The 14,616-nt window shown below is 71.7% G+C and carries 12 protein-coding genes; 8 read left to right on the plus strand and 4 right to left on the minus strand.

From position 1 onward, the window contains the following. Positions 1-70: 70 nt before the first annotated feature. Positions 71-844: an SDR family oxidoreductase gene (locus CcI49_RS14425; RefSeq protein WP_076827112.1), complete on the minus strand. Its 774-nt coding sequence runs from the start codon at positions 842-844 to the stop codon at positions 71-73. Between the two features lie 828 nt (positions 845-1,672). On the opposite strand from CcI49_RS14425, the gene CcI49_RS14430 reads away from it, so the two are divergent. The 6 genes from CcI49_RS14430 to CcI49_RS14455 all read left to right on the plus strand — a co-directional run bounded on the left by CcI49_RS14430 (position 1,673) and on the right by CcI49_RS14455 (position 9,347). Next, entirely contained in the window at positions 1,673-2,857 is a 1,185-nt protein-coding gene (locus tag CcI49_RS14430) for an LLM class flavin-dependent oxidoreductase (protein WP_076827114.1), read from the plus strand. Beyond that, entirely contained in the window at positions 2,854-4,227 is a 1,374-nt protein-coding gene (locus tag CcI49_RS14435) for an LLM class flavin-dependent oxidoreductase (protein WP_076827117.1), read from the plus strand. Before CcI49_RS14430 ends, CcI49_RS14435 begins: the two co-directional genes overlap by 4 nt. After that, the gene (locus CcI49_RS14440) at positions 4,224-5,597 is read left to right on the plus strand and encodes an LLM class flavin-dependent oxidoreductase (protein ID WP_076827119.1); all 1,374 of its coding nucleotides are present in this window, start codon (positions 4,224-4,226) and stop codon (positions 5,595-5,597) included. Before CcI49_RS14435 ends, CcI49_RS14440 begins: the two co-directional genes overlap by 4 nt. Before the next feature lie 233 nt (positions 5,598-5,830). Continuing rightward, on the plus strand, positions 5,831-6,967 hold the full coding sequence (locus tag CcI49_RS14445; protein WP_054569392.1) for a GDSL-type esterase/lipase family protein: 1,137 nt from the start codon (positions 5,831-5,833) through the stop codon (positions 6,965-6,967). A gap of 231 nt (positions 6,968-7,198) precedes the next feature. Further along, positions 7,199-8,455, plus strand: coding sequence for a hypothetical protein (locus tag CcI49_RS14450; protein ID WP_054569391.1), 1,257 nt, complete (start codon positions 7,199-7,201; stop codon positions 8,453-8,455). Beyond that, positions 8,442-9,347 (plus strand): metal-dependent hydrolase, encoded by a 906-nt coding sequence (locus CcI49_RS14455; protein WP_054569390.1) that lies wholly within the window; start codon positions 8,442-8,444, stop codon positions 9,345-9,347. The genes CcI49_RS14450 and CcI49_RS14455 overlap by 14 nt, the downstream gene beginning before the upstream one ends. Here the strand turns inward: CcI49_RS14455 and CcI49_RS14460 are convergent. After that, complete coding sequence (locus CcI49_RS14460; protein WP_054569389.1) at positions 9,320-10,042, minus strand: TetR/AcrR family transcriptional regulator; 723 nt, start codon at positions 10,040-10,042, stop codon at positions 9,320-9,322. The genes CcI49_RS14455 and CcI49_RS14460 overlap by 28 nt on opposite strands. Before the next feature lie 264 nt (positions 10,043-10,306). Between CcI49_RS14460 and CcI49_RS14465 the strand changes: the two genes are divergently transcribed. Beyond that, positions 10,307-11,455: an acetyl-CoA C-acyltransferase gene (locus tag CcI49_RS14465; protein WP_076827121.1), complete on the plus strand. Its 1,149-nt coding sequence runs from the start codon at positions 10,307-10,309 to the stop codon at positions 11,453-11,455. A gap of 138 nt (positions 11,456-11,593) precedes the next feature. Further along, on the plus strand, positions 11,594-12,355 hold the full coding sequence (locus CcI49_RS14470) for a 3-hydroxyacyl-CoA dehydrogenase (RefSeq protein WP_054569387.1): 762 nt from the start codon (positions 11,594-11,596) through the stop codon (positions 12,353-12,355). 86 nt (positions 12,356-12,441) lie between these two features. Here the strand turns inward: CcI49_RS14470 and CcI49_RS14475 are convergent, their stop codons facing one another. After that, entirely contained in the window at positions 12,442-13,107 is a 666-nt protein-coding gene (locus CcI49_RS14475) for a response regulator transcription factor (protein ID WP_054569386.1), read from the minus strand. Beyond that, a complete protein-coding gene (locus CcI49_RS14480) occupies positions 13,104-14,564 on the minus strand; it encodes a histidine kinase (RefSeq protein ID WP_131831094.1) in 1,461 nt (486 codons plus the stop codon). Before CcI49_RS14480 ends, CcI49_RS14475 begins: the two co-directional genes overlap by 4 nt. Positions 14,565-14,616: the final 52 nt, after the last annotated feature.

The raw sequence follows: 14,616 nt of genomic DNA on the forward strand, positions 1-14,616 counted from the left end.
GAGGGTCCTCTTCCTCCTCCGGTCCGGCTTCTGCGGGCAGTGCGTGGCGGATGTGCGGTCGGGTGGGCGGTCAGTAGTGGATCGGGCCGGGGGTGCCTCCGCCGGCGGCGATCGACTCTCCCGTGACGGCCGCGGCGACCGGCGAGACCAGGAACGTGACGACGGCCGCCACCTCGTCGGCCGTCACAATGCGGCCGATGGCGACGCGGTCACCGAAGGCGGCGTACTGCTCCTCGTCCAGGGAGATCGTGCCGCCGTGCTGGTCCGTCCTGGTGAACCCGGGGTGCACGGCGTTGACGGTGATGCCGCGCGGCCCGAGCTCGTCGGCGAGGGTCTTCGTCAGCGCGACGATGCCGGCGTTGCGGATCGAGCCGCCGACGATGCCGACCTGGCGGGCGGCGAGGCCGCCGATGTTGACGATCCGGCCCCAGCCCTGCTCCACCAGGTGCGGGATGACCTCCTGCGCGGCGCGCAGGTAGCCGAGCACCTTGACGTTGAAGTCGTCGGCGGCGTCCGCCGTGGCCAGCGCCCGGACGTCGCCCGGGGTGCCCGACCCGCCGACCCGGGCCGCGTTGTTCACCAGGATGTCGACGCCGCCGAGCTCGCTGACGGTGCGGGCGACCAGCTCCCGCACGGACTCGTCGCTGCCGGTGTCGGCGACGACGGGCACAACCACACCGCCGCCGGCGGCGAGCTCGGTGGCGGTCACCTTGAGCCGCTCCTCGTCGCGGGCGGCGATCACCACCTGGACGCCCTCGGCGACCAGCGCGGCCGCGATGGCACGCCCGATCCCGCGGCTCCCGCCGGGCACGATCGCGCGGCGTCCGTCAAGGCCTAGATCCATTGTCCGCTCACCTTCGATAGATGTACCCGGCGCGCGGTCGCGCCCACGATGACGAAGAAAGAGAAGCGCGAAACAGCTGTGGTTCGCCGCGAACTCCGCATTGAGCCTTTTCCTTCGTCGACTCGGAGCCGTGGCATCCCTGGCCGTGCGTTGTACAGCGTGAGACGGAAAAGGCTCACTGGCGCGGGAGAAACGACGGAAGGAGCGTCCGTTCGCCGCTGGCCGGCCGGGTCGGTGCCGTTGTCCCAGCTTCCGTTGCCTTCGGTGCCCCGGCTACCGAGGTCGGCTACCGACGCCGGCCGCCATGGCGGCCGGCGTCCGGTCTCAGGTCGACCCCGCGGCCATGGACAGTGGAATCACCATCGGAACTGGTCCCGGGCCTGGTGGCCGGCGGCCGGCGGCCGCGGCAGGGGGCGGCGGTCGGTCTCATGGCGCCAGCATAGTTCATTATCTCGATCGGTCTAGTCGTGATGTGTCAGCGCTGTCGTCGCGGTGTGTCGAAGCCTCCGGCGGGCCGGCGGGGATCGCCGTCGCCGCGAGCCGGACGGTCACAATTGAGAAACATTTCAGCAGTATTTTCTCGGGGAATTTTCGGATCGGTTGACGCGGGTTGTTTTGCGGTGCGACGCTTGCAGTCGGACCCAGCCGAGAAAACCCGCGCCACGGGAGGTCCGTGAATTCGGCGTGGCCCGGTCGCGTGATGGTGCCGTCCGCGGTGCACGCCCGCTTCGGTCGACATTCGTTTCCGGTTGCCGCGTGCCACCGGCGATGCCACCGCCCGGCGGCCGACGCGGCGGCCGGCCGGGCGCCCGAGGAGAGCGACCCGCCATGCCCCTGCATCTGCACTGGTACCTGCCGACGAGAGGCGATGACCGGGTCATCGTCAGCTCGAACGGCGAGGCGGACTTCGGCGCGGACGGAGCGCGCAACCCGCGGTTCCGTCCGCCGACGATCGAGTATCTCGGTCAGATCGCCCGCGCCGCCGAACAGCTCGGGTACGAGGCCCTGCTCACCCCGACCGGGCTGTGGTGCGAGGACGCCTGGATCATCACCGCCGCACTCACCCAGGTCACCAGCCGGCTGCGGTTCCTCGTCGCCTTCCGGCCGGGGCTGATCTCGCCGACGCTCGCCGCGCACCAGGCGGCCACCTTCCAGCGGATCTCCGGCGGCCGGCTGCTGCTCAACGTCGTCACCGGCGGCGACTCGGCCGAGCAGCGCCGCCTCGGCGACCATCTCGACCACGACCAGCGCTACGCCAGGACGGACGAGTTCCTCACCGTGCTGCGCGGTGTCGCGGGCGCGAAACCGGCCTTCAGCTTCGCCGGYGAGCATTACGACATCCAGGAGGCGACCGTCAACGTCGCACCCTGGGGGCGACCGCCGATCTTCTTCGGTGGAGCGAGCCCCGCCGCCGAACGGGTGGCCGCCCGGCGGGCCGACGTCTACCTGGCCTGGGGCGAGACCCCGGCGCAGATCACGGAGCGGCTCGACCGGATGCGCTCGCTGGCCGCGGCGGCGGGCCGGGCGGACGAGCTGAGCTTCGGTATCCGCTTCCACGTCATCAGCCGGGACACCGCCGCTCAGGCGTGGGCCGAGGCCGACCGGCTGCTCGCCGGCCTCGACGACGCGCGGATCGCCGCGCACCAGGCCGTCTTCGCCGCGAGCGAGTCGGTCGGCCAGCGCCGGATGGCCGCCCTGCACGGCGGCGACCGCACGAGCCTGGAGGTGTACCCGAACGTCTGGGCCGGCTACGGGCTTGTGCGCGGCGGGGCGGGCACGGCGATCGTCGGCAGTCACGAGCAGGTGGCCGAGCGGATCGAGGAGTACCACGCGCTCGGCCTCGACCACTTCATCCTCTCCGGCCAGCCGCACCTGGAGGAGGCCTACCAGCTGGCCGAAGGCGCCGCGGCGCTGCTGCGCGCCCGTGGCCTGCTGGCGGCACCCCACGATCGGGCCGGCGGCGTGCCCGGCGGTGTCCCCGGCGGCGAAGCGCTGGCGGGAGCGGTCCGGTGACCGTCGGGCAGGGGCGGACCGCGGGGGAGCGGCAGCGGCGGCTGACGTTCGGGGCGCTGCTGCACGGATCCGGTGGCCACGTCGCGGGCTGGCGGCATCCGTTGTCGCCGCCGGGCGGGCAGCTGGACCTGGGCCACCACATCCGGGTCGCCCGCATCCTGGAGCGCGGCACCTTCGACGGGCTCTTCCTCGCGGACGTCGTCGCGATCTGGGGCCATGACCTGGATTCACTGCGCCGCACCGCGCGGGCCGACCACTTCGAGCCGCTCACCCTGCTCGCCGCGCTGTCGACGGTGACCGAACGGATCGGCCTCGTCGCCACGGCGACGACCACCTACAACGAGCCCTTCCACGTGGCCCGCAAGTTCGCCTCGCTCGACCACATCAGCGGCGGCCGGGCCGGCTGGAACGTGGTGACGTCGGTCGTCCCGCTGGAGGCGGGCAACTTCGGCCGGGACACCCACCTTGACCACACGCTCCGCTACCGGCGGGCCGAGGAGTTCGTCGACGTCGTCCGCGCACTGTGGGACAGCTTCGCCGACGGCTCGGTGGTCCGCGACCGCGCCGCGGGCCGCTACTACGACCCGGCCGGGCTGCGCCCGCCGCATCATGCGGGGGAGCATTTCACCGTCCGCGGGCCGCTGAACATCTCGCGGCCGCCGCAGGGCCACCCGGTGATCTTCCAGGCCGGCTCGTCGGAGACCGGCCGGGACTTCGCCGCCCGCCACGGCGAGGTGATCTTCACGGCGCAGGTGACGCTGGAGGGTGCCCAGGCGTTCTACGCCGACGTCAAGGCGCGGGCGGCCGCGCACGGCCGTGACCCCGACGGGGTGCTGGTGTGGCCGGTGCTCGCGCCCTACGTCGCGAGTACCGAGGCCGAGGCCCGGGCCCGGCTCGACGAGCTGCAGGAGCTGGTGCACGACGACGTCGCGCGCCGGCTGGTGCAGGACAACATCGGTGACATCGATCTGTCGGCGTATCCGCTGGACGGGCCCGTCCCGGAGGTCGGTGTCACGAACCGCAGCCGGAGCCGGCAGGACCTGCTGCTGGACCTCGCGCGCCGGGAACGGCTGACGATCCGGCAGCTCGCGCTGCGCTTCGCCGCGGTCTCGTCGGTGGTGGGCACCCCGGAGGCGGTCGCCGACCACATCGAGCGCTGGTTCCGGGCCAGGGCCGCCGACGGCTTCAACATCAGCTTCCCCTACCTGCCCGGACCGGCCGAGGACTTCGTCGACCAGGTCATTCCCGAGCTGCGTCGCCGCGGCCTGTTCCGCGCCGAGTACGAGCAGACCACGCTGCGCGGGCACCTGGGCCTGGGACGTCCCACCGGCCGACCGACGCCCGTCCCGGCCGAGGCGACCACACGATGACCGCGCAGCCGGGGCCGCGACCGCGGCCGGTGCCGGGGCCCGCGCGCCGCCGGGAGCTGCACCTGAACGCCTTCCTCAAACCGCCGGGCGAGTTCCTCGCCGCCTGGCGGCACCCGAACACGGCCGCGGACGCGGGTGTCAACATCCGGCATGTGATCGAGCTGGCCCGCACCGCCGAACGGGCCCGGTTCGACGCCGTCTTCTTCGCGGACCTCGTCGGGGTGCCCTTCGCCGATCAGGAGGTGCTGAGCCGGGTCTCCGTCGTCAACGACTCCTTCGAGCCGACGACCCTCATCGCCGCCCTGGCCACGGCGACCAGCCGGATCGGGCTGATCGCGACCGCGTCCACCACCTACAACGAGCCCTACCACCTGGCCCGGACGTTCGCCTCCCTCGACCACATCAGCGGTGGCCGGGTCGGCTGGAACCTGGTGACGTCCCTCAGCGACGCCGAGGCGCGCAACTTCGGCCTCGACCGGCACGTCGACCACGAGCTGCGGTACGAGCGCGCCGCCGAGTTCTTCGACGTGGTGACGGGGCTGTGGGACAGCTTCGACGACGACGCGTTCCATCACGATCAGACGTCGGGCATCTACTTCGACGAGACGAAGCTGCACCGGCTCGACCACCGCGGAAAGCACTTCGCGGTCACCGGGCCGCTCAACATCCCGCGCCCACCGCAGGGCCGCCCGGTGATCGTGCAGGCCGGTTCCTCCGACAGCGGCCGGGCGCTGGCCGCCTCGGTGGCCGACGTCGTGTTCACCCAGCATGCCGACCTGGCCGGCGCGCAGGCGTTCTATGCCGATCTGAAGGCCGCCACGCGAGCGGCCGGGCGCGATCCGGACGACGTCGTCGTCCTGCCGGGCCTCTCAACGATCGTGGGCCGCACCCTCGGCGAGGCGGAGGACAAGCTCGACCGGCTGACGTCCCTGCTGGACCCGCGGGTCGCGCTCGCGGACCTCGCCTACTGGCTGGGCGGCGTCGACCTGGCGGCCCACCCGCTGGACGGCCCGCTGCCGGACCTGCCGCCGTCGAACCAGAGCCAGTCGGCGCAGCGGGCCATCGTCGAACGCGCCCGGGCCGGCGGCCTGACCATCCGCCAGCTCGCCCAGCAACGTGCCCGCGACATCAGGACCGTGGTGGGGACACCGGAGTCGATCGCCGACCACATCCAGGAATGCTTCGAGGGCCGCGGCGCCGACGGCTTCAACGTCATCTTCCCGTATCTGCCGGACACGCTCGACGACTTCGCCACCCTGGTGATTCCCGAGCTGCGCCGCCGCGGCCTGTTCCGCACCGACTACGCCGGGCGCACCCTGCGCGAGCACCTCGGCCTGCCCCGCCCCCCGAGCCGCTGGGCGGCGCCCTGAACGACCCGGAGCTCGCTACCGCGAAACGCGCGCCCGGGCTTCGCTCCGCTGCGCTGTCCGGTTTCCGGAAAGCGTAGATGGTCAGGCCGAGCCCCGTGATTGCGTATACCGGTGGCCGCGTCCCGACGGAGGTCGACGCGCCTGACGGGCATGCCTGACGCTAGGGTGCAGCATTGATCCCTATTTGACGGGATTGGGATCGGGACTGTGGACGGGAAGGCGGCAGGGTGCGTATGGGCAGGTTCCGCCGTGTTCTCGAACCAGGCCCCGATGCGCGGGTGGGCCGGCGCGCCCGCCTGGCGGTGGCCGCACTCGGCGCGGTGATCGTGCTGGGCGGCGGTATCGGGCTGGCGGTTTCCCTGACCGGCGCCGAAAGCAGCGCCCAGTCAGCGGCGAAAACCAGGGTACTGATTCTCGGCGATTCGGTCACCCTGCAGACCGCTGGGGACTACACATGGCGTTACCGGCTGGCCGAGCACCTGAACCTCAGCGCGCCCGGCGCCGTCGACTTCGTCGGTGACCGTATCGACGTCTGGGACAACACCGCCGACAAGGCGGGTTCGAACGACTACGTCGACGCCTGGTTCGACCGGGATCATCACGCGGTCTGGGGTGACGCCACGCGGACCGAGCGCGACGCCGTCGAGGGCCTGCTGCGCGCGACCCCCGCCGACGTGATGGTCGTGGCGCTCGGCGCGAACGACCTCACCTATCTGTCGACCCCGCAGCAGGCCGCCGACGACATGCTGGCGCTGATCAACAACGCGCGCCGGGTGAACTCCGACATCGACGTCGTCGTCGCCCAGGTCCTCGACCGCTCCGACTATGTCGGCGGGCGGGACCTGCAGCCGCAGGCCACCGCCTACAACACCGTGCTCGACCAGCAGGTCGGCAACTGGCAGACCCCGACGTCGAGCGTCGTGGTCGCCCGCACCTACCAGGACTGGGACCCCTACCGGGACACCTGGGACGGCTCTCACCCCAACCCCGCCGGCGAGTACGTGATCGCCCGCGGGGTCGCCAACGCCCTGGCGCAGCTCGGGATCGGCGCGACCTTCGGCCCGCTGTACGGTGACCTGCCCTGGCCCGGCACCGGCCGCGCCGTCACCGTCGACGGGCAGCCCGGCCAGTTCGCGCTGACCTGGGCGGCGACCCCCGGCGCGACCGCCTACCTCGTCGAGCGGCGAGTCCTCTCGCGCGGCGAGCAGGAGTTCCAACGCCAGCCCGGCAGCCTGCCCGCGAAGCCCGGGACGAACACGTGGACGACCGACACCCTGCCGGCGGGCACAATCGCCGAATACCGGATCGTCCCGGTCAAGGGCACCATGACCGGTCAGCCCGGCCCGCCTGGCCGCGCCACCACCCGCTGACCCCTTCGAGGCGCCTTCCGGCCTGAGGCGCCTCCCGGACGGCTCGGCGCAGACTCGCCAGGAGGTCGCCACCGACCTCTTGACCATACACATGTCTAACTATGTATGGTGCGGCGGCCCAGCTGGGTTCAACCGTCGGTACCCGACGGAGTTCAGGAGCGGTCATGCCGGTGTCAGCGACATTCATCAGTGGGCCATCAAGAAGGTGGTCCTCCTTTTTAGGGGCAGCGCATGAGCGCCCCCTGTAGTGCCGCCTTCCGCTCGCTGGCGGAAAAGCTCGGCGGTATTTCCTGCGACCCCGACCCGGTGGTGAGCCTGCGGTCACCCGCTGATCTGGTGAACTGGACCCTGCCGGTCATCGAGATACTCATGATCGGCGGTGCGGTGCTCGCGCTCGCGCACGCCGTGCGGCTTCGCCGCCGCACCGGAAACCCGGCATATCTGGCGCTGTGGTTCGCCCCGATCGTCTACGCGCTGGTCATCGAGCCGCCGCTGTACTTCCCCGAACAGTTCGGCATCGACGATCGCATCGACCTGATCTTCGTGCACAACGTGTTCACCGTGCAGTTCATGTTCGACCGGCTGCCGCTCTACATTCTCGCGGTGTATGTCGCGGTTCCCTACCTGGCCTGCGCGCTCGTCGACCGGATCGGCGTTTTCGACCGGCGGGGGCGGCTGGTCGGCGCGATCTGCGTCGGGTTCGTCCACCAGTGCTTCTACGAGATCTTCGACCACATCGGGCCGCAGCTGCGCTGGTGGGCCTGGAATCCGCAGGCAGCCACCAACGAGCCGGCTCTCGGGTCGGTGCCGCTGTCGAGCACGGTGATCTTCGGTCTGGTGGGGCCCGCGATCCTCGCCTTCTGCTGGCGGGCGCTGATCGCCGAGCCGGCCGGACGTCGCACGCTCGCCACCCCTGGCCTGGTCGGGCGGGTGGTCGCGGTCGGTGTGCTCACCCCGGTGCTGCTGCCTGTCGCCGGTGCGCCGCTGGGCTATCTGACGACCGCGCAGAATCCCAACCATGCGCTGATGGCGGCCGTGTTCGGCGTGATGCTCGCCGCCGCCGCGGCCGTCGCGCTGCCGGCGCTGGCCCAGAGCCGGCTGCGCCCGTCACCCGCGGCTCGCGCGGGTGACGCGGCTTCCGCGGCGCCCGAGGTTCCGGCGGCGCCTGAGATTCCCGAGGCTTCCGCGGCCCCGGCGGATCGTCTCGTGAGCGGCTACGCCGTGCTGTACGGAACGATCTACCTGGCTGTGCTCGCCGTGCTGTGGCTGACCGCGCTGCCGGATCTGCTCTCCGCCCACGAGGGCGTGACCGATGACGGCACCCCGATCGGCAACCCGTACTACGCGCTGGGCTGCACCGCGGTGTGCGTCTGGGTGGTCGCGCTGGCCGCCCGGAACACCCTCGCCGCGACGCCGGCGCCCATCACCGGAAATGTTCATGAGCTTCGCGAGGAAGAGCAGGAGGCGGCCGGAAATGGTCGATCTTGAAGTCCGTCGGATTCCGTTCGCGTTCGACGAGTCCGTTCCCTTCCACTGGCAGCCGTCCGCGCCCGACGTGGCGGTCATGCTCAACGCGATCGGTGTGCTGGCGGTCGCGTTCGAGAAGCACATCGTCGCCTCCACCCGAATCGCCATTCCGCTCATCAAGGACAAGGCGGTCGCCGCCGAGGCGGAGGCGTTCCTGCGCCAGGAGGCCCAGCACGCGAACAGCCATCGCAAGCACCTGGCCGCGCTCACCCTGAGCCATCCGGGCCTGCAGGGCGTGGTCGACAAGGCGGTCGAACGGTTCGACGCGCTCTCCTTCACCTCCCTGCAGTACCAGCTCGCCTACACCGCCGCTCTCGAGGCGACGTTCACACCGACGTTCAAGCTCTTCCTCGACCACGAGTCCGAGCTTTTCCGGCCCGGCGACGAACGGGTGGCCTCACTGTTCCTCTGGCATTTCGTGGAGGAGGTCGAGCACCGCAGCTCCGCGCTGGAGATCTACGACGCCGTGGTCGGCAAGCCGTGGTACCGGACGATGGTCGCGCCGAAGGTGTTCCGGCACGTCTTCCAGACCTACTTCCAGATCATCGAGGGCTTCGTCGAATGCGTGCCGGGTGTGCGCGAGGCGATGACTCCGCCGGTCGAGAAGAAAGAAGGAGGCCGGGTCGCGCAGCTGCTGGGCAAGGCCCTGGGCGGCGGGCGCCGGTCGTCGCTCTACGACGTCGCCTCGGCCCGCGAGCTGCTCACGACGATCTACCGCCTCGGGCTTTCCCAGGCACCGTGGCACAGCCCCGCCGGGGAGCCGCTGCCCGCCTTCGCGGGCCGTTGGCTGGACGCCTACAAGGCCGGCCGGGACGTCCAGCTCTGCTATTCGGTGGCGGGCGTTTCCGCCTGACGGTCGCGGGCGCCGCCGCGGGCGCCGACGGGGTCGAGGACCTCGTCGTTGTCGAGGACCTCGTCGTGGTCATGAAGCATGACCATGACGAGGTCCTTCCACATGGCCAGGTGCGGGTCGTGGATCGGGTCCCGCTGGTCGAACGTGTAGGTGAGGGCCAGGCCCCGCATGCTGCTGACCAGTAGCTCCCGCACCTGGGGATAGCGCGGGTGGCCGGTGTAGTCCGGCCCGAACATGGCGTCGACCCCGTCGCGCACGATCGCGCCGAGGTGCCGTTCGACCGGCCGCAGCGCCACCGCGATCTCGTCGTGGGTCCGCGCCGCCGTCCACAGCTCGAGGGCGGCCCACCAGTGCGGTTCGTGGAAGGTCGTCCACAGCAGCTCGACCATGCGGGTCAGCCGCTGCGGGCCGGCGGGGTGGGTGCGGGCGATCTGTTCGGCCGTGGCCGCGGTGCTGGCGATCCGCCGCCGGGCCAGATGCTCGGACGCGGCGACCAGCAGCGCGTCGCGGGACGGGAAGTGGTGGAGCAGCCCACCGCGTGAGATGCCCGCCCTCGCCTGGATGCGGGGCGTGGTCGCGCTGGCGTAGCCGCCCTCGATCAGGCAGTCGACCGCGGCGTCCAGGATCCGGTTGCGGCTGTCCTCGCGCTGCTCGTCGCGACGGGCGCGGTAGCTCAGCTCTGCCTCGCTGGTCAACGGTCCTCCCGTGCGGCGGCGTGCGTTCGTCGCGCCCGCTCTCCCGAGCATGCCATTCATCGTCTTCCGCCCTCCGAGGGCGTCAACGCATCGGGAGCCGTCCGCCGGGCCGCGTCCGCGTCCGGAGTCGACCGTCGTGGTCACCGTCAGGCTTGACTGTGACGCCGCCTCACCGTCAGCATTGACGGTGACGGTCGCGCGGCCAGTTCCGCCGACCCCCACCGCCACTCGTCGGCGGATCAACCCTCGACCGAGGAGCAGCACATGCCGGATGCCGTGATCGTGGAGGCCGTACGTACACCCGTCGGGAAGCGCAACGGCGGGCTCGCCGGTGTGCATCCGACGGACCTGTCCGCGCACGTGCTGCGCTCGCTGGCCGCCCGGGCCGGGATCGACCCGGTGGTCATCGACGACGTGATCTGGGGCTGTGTGTCCCAGGTCGGTGAGCAGACCCTGGACATCGCCCGCAACGCCCCGCTCGCCGCCGGCTGGCCCGAGTCGGTCACCGGCGTGACGGTGGACCGGCAGTGCGGCTCGTCCCAGCAGGCCGTCCACTTCGCCGCCGCCGGGCTGATCGCCGGCCACTACGACATCGTCGTGGCCGGCGGTGTCGAGTCGATGAGCCGGGTCCCGATGGGCAGCTCGTCGCTGGGCCAGGATCCGCTGGGCCCCGACTTCCACGCCCGCTACGGCCCGGACTCCCCGAACCAGGGGATCGGCGCCGAGATGATCGCGCAGCGGTGGGGCCTGAGCCGCACCCAGCTCGACGAGTTCTCCCTCGCCTCGCATGAGAAGGCGGCCGCCGCCCAGGACGAGGGCCGGTTCGACGCGCAGATCGCCCCGGTCACCCTCCCCGACGGCACCGTGATCAGCCGCGACGAGGGCATCCGCCGCGGCGGCACGCTGGAGACGCTGGGCGGCCTCAAGGCCGTGTTCAGGCCGGAAGGCGGTGTCGTCACCGCGGGGAACAGCTCGCAGATCTCCGACGGGTCGGCGGCGCTGCTGATGACCACCAGCGAGACGGCCCGTGAGCTGGGCCTGACCCCGATCGTGCGGGTACACACCGCGGTGCTCGCCGGCGCCGACCCGGTGATCATGCTGACCGCGCCGATCCCAGCTACTCAGAAGGCGCTGCGCCGTTCCGGGCTGCGGCTGGACGAGATCGGTGCATTCGAGGTCAACGAGGCGTTCGCGCCGGTGCCGCTGGCCTGGCTGGCCGACCTCGGCGCCGACGCGAAGGCGCTCAACCCGAACGGCGGCGCGATCGCGCTCGGCCACCCGCTGGGCGGCTCCGGTGCCCGGCTCACCACCACCCTGGTGCACCACATGCGGGACAACGGGATCCGCTACGGGCTGCAGACCATGTGCGAGGGCGGCGGCCAGGCCAACGCCACCATCTTCGAGCTGCTCTGAGCCGCTTGAGCCGCTTGAGCCGCGCTGAGCTGAGCCCCTTGAGCTGCGCTGAGCGCATCGAGCCGTTCCGGGCGTCTCGTCCGTCCGGCTGTACCGAAACAGCAACGTCGTGAAGTCAGAGTCTGAAGGGAACAGCAGTTGAACATCACCGACTCGGTCGCGCTGGTCACCGGCGGAGCCTCCGGTCTTGGGCTGGCGACGACGGAGAAGCTGCTGGAGGCCGGCGCCTCCGTAGTGATCATCGACCTGCCGAGCTCCGACGGCGCCGCGGTCGCGGACAAGCTGGGCGAGCGGGTGCGRTTCGCTCCCGGTGACGTCCGCAGCGAGGCGGACGTCACCGCCGCACTGGACGTCGCGGCCGAGCTCGGCACCCTGCGGGTCGCGGTCAACTGCGCCGGCACCGGCAACGGCATCAAGACCGTGGGCAAGGACGGCCCGTTCCCGCTCGACCAGTTCCAGCGGATCATCGACATCAACCTGGTCGGCACCTTCAACGTGGTCCGCCTCGCGGCGGCGCGGATGGCCGCTGCCGAGCCGCTCGGCGAGGAGCGCGGCGTCATCGTGAACACCGCCTCGGTGGCGGCGTTCGAGGGCCAGATCGGGCAGGCCGCCTACTCGGCGTCGAAGAGCGGCGTGGCCGGGATGACCCTGCCGATCGCCCGCGACCTGGCCAACCTGAAGATCCGGGTCATGACGATCGCCCCGGGCCTCTACGACACCCCGCTGCTCGCCACCCTGCCCGAGGAGGCCCGTGCCTCCCTGGGCCGCCAGGTGCCGCACCCGTCGCGGCTGGGGAACCCGGTGGAGTTCGGCGCGCTGGTCGCCCACATCGTGTCCAACCCGATGCTCAATGGCGAGGTGATCCGCCTCGACGGCGCCATCCGGATGGCGCCCCGGTAAGCCACCACCGTCACGGCGGCAACCCGGTGACGGCGGCAAGCGGCAGTCCTGCGGCTGCCTGGGCCCGGGATCTTGGAGCGTGAGCGTCAGCTGGTGGGATCGATGAGGCGGGCCTGGTAGGCCATGACGACGAGCTGGGCGCGGTCGCGGGCGCCGAGCTTGGTCATCGCCCGGTTGACGTGGGTCTTGGCCGTCGCGGGGGAGAGGAAGAGCCGTTCGGCGATCTCGTCGTTGGTCAGGCCTTCGGCGACGAGCCGCACGACCTCGGTCTCCCGGTTGGTCAGCCCGTCCAGCGTGCCCAGCGCGGGAGTGCTGGTCTGGCGGGGCCGGGCGATGTAGTCGGCGATGAGCTGGCGGGTGGCCAGCGGTGAGAGCAGCGCGTCGCCGTGCGCCACCACGCGCAGCGCGCTGACCAGCTCCTCGGGTTCGATGCCCTTGCCGAGGAAGCCGCTGGCGCCGGCGCGCAGCGCCTCGAAGACGTACTCGTCCACCTCGAAGGTGGTCAGGACCAGGATGCGGGTGCCGGCCAGCCGCGGGTCGGCGGTGATCGCTCGGGTGGCGGCGATGCCGTCCAGCTCGGGCATCCGGATGTCCATGAGCACGACGTCGGGCACGAGCTCGGTCGCCAGGCGGATGGCCTCCGCGCCGTCGGCGGCTTCACCTGCCACCTCCATGTCGGGGGCGGCGTCGATGAACACCCGGAAGCCGGCCCGCACCAGCGGCTGGTCGTCCGCGAGCAGCACCCTGATCAACGTTCGGCTCCCGCGGCTCTGACGGCGTCTGTGGTCCTGCTTGCGTCTGTGGTCCGGACGGCTTCGGCGGCTCTGACAGCTTCCGGCGCCACGACAACAGTGGACTCCACCACGGTGCGGCGGGGCTGGCGGGGGTCGTGCTCGTCGAGCGGAGGCGGAACGGGCAGCCGCGCGAGAACCGTGAACGCCCCGTCCGGGGTGTGGCCGGCGCGCAGCCGCCCGCCGAGCGCCGCCGCCCGCTCTCGCATCCCGGTGATCCCGTGGCCGGCGGTGGGGCCGGCCTCGACGATGTCACGCTCGATCGACCCGAAGTCCGCGAGGCGGTACGCGATCTGCCCGGCTCCAGCCCCACCCTCGGCTCCAGCACCAGCACCAGCACCAGCACCAGCGGCTCCAGCGCCAGCAGCTCCAGCCCAGGAGGCGGCGTTCGCTCCGCCGCTGCGGATCTGGATGCCGAGCTCGTGCTGCCCGTAGGCGAGGCAGAGGGTGGTCGGGGCGCCGCGGGCGTGCTTGTAGGCGTTGGTCAGGGATTCCTGGACGATCCGGTAGGCGGCCAGGTCGATGAGCACCGGCAGCTCCCGGGGCTGGCCGTCCCGGTGGAGCTCGAGCGGCAGGCCGGCGGCGGCGAAGCCGGCGGTCAGATCGTCGAGGTGCTCCAGCCCCCGCACCGGGCCGGACAGGCTCGGCTCGTCCGGGTCGCGCAGCACCCGGACGAGGGAGTTCAGTTCGTCGAGCACGGTGCGCCCGGCCTGGCGGACGTGRCCGAGCGACTCCTCGGCCTTGTCGGGGTCGAGGCGCAGCACGTGGGCGGCGACGGCGGACTGCACGTTGATGAGCACGACATGGTGGCCGACGACGTCATGCAGCTCGCGGGCGATGCGCAGCCGCTCCTCGGCGACCTGCCGGCGGGCCTCCTGCTCGCGCCCCAGCTCGGCCCGGATGGCGCGTTCCTCCACGGCCGCGATGTAGTCGCGCCGGCCGCGCACCGAGTACCCGGCGACCGTGGACAGGCCGATCCAGGTCCACAGCGGGGCGATCTCGCTGACGTCCGGCCGGTGTAGCAGGTTCACCAGTGACAGGGCCAGACCCACGGAGAGGGCGCAGTACCAGGCCGCCGCCCCCGGACGGCGGGAGGCGAGTGCGTACAGGGCGGCGCCGACCGCGAGCGTCGGCCCCGGGGTGTGCTGGTCGGTCACCGAGCCGACGACCACCAGTGCCAGGACGACCGCCACCACGCCCACCGGCCAGCGGCGGCGGGCGAGCAGCGCCACGGCGGCGAGCGCGCTCAGCAGGAGCGAGAGCGCGGTGAACTCGCCTGCCTCGTCGTCCTGGGCGGTGAGGGTGACCAGCATCCCCAGGCCGAAGACGACCAGCGAGACCAGGAGGTCGAGGGCGGCGGGAYGGGTACGGAAAAAGCCCCGCACCGCCAGCCATCCCGGCGAGAGTCCGTCAGACACCTTCTCAACTGTAGCCGGGCGCGGCCAGGTGTCGACCCACGGTGATGGTACC

Origin of the sequence: Frankia sp. CcI49 (assembly GCF_001983215.1) — a bacterium.
Classification (GTDB): Bacteria; Actinomycetota; Actinomycetes; order Frankiales; family Frankiaceae; genus Parafrankia; species Parafrankia irregularis.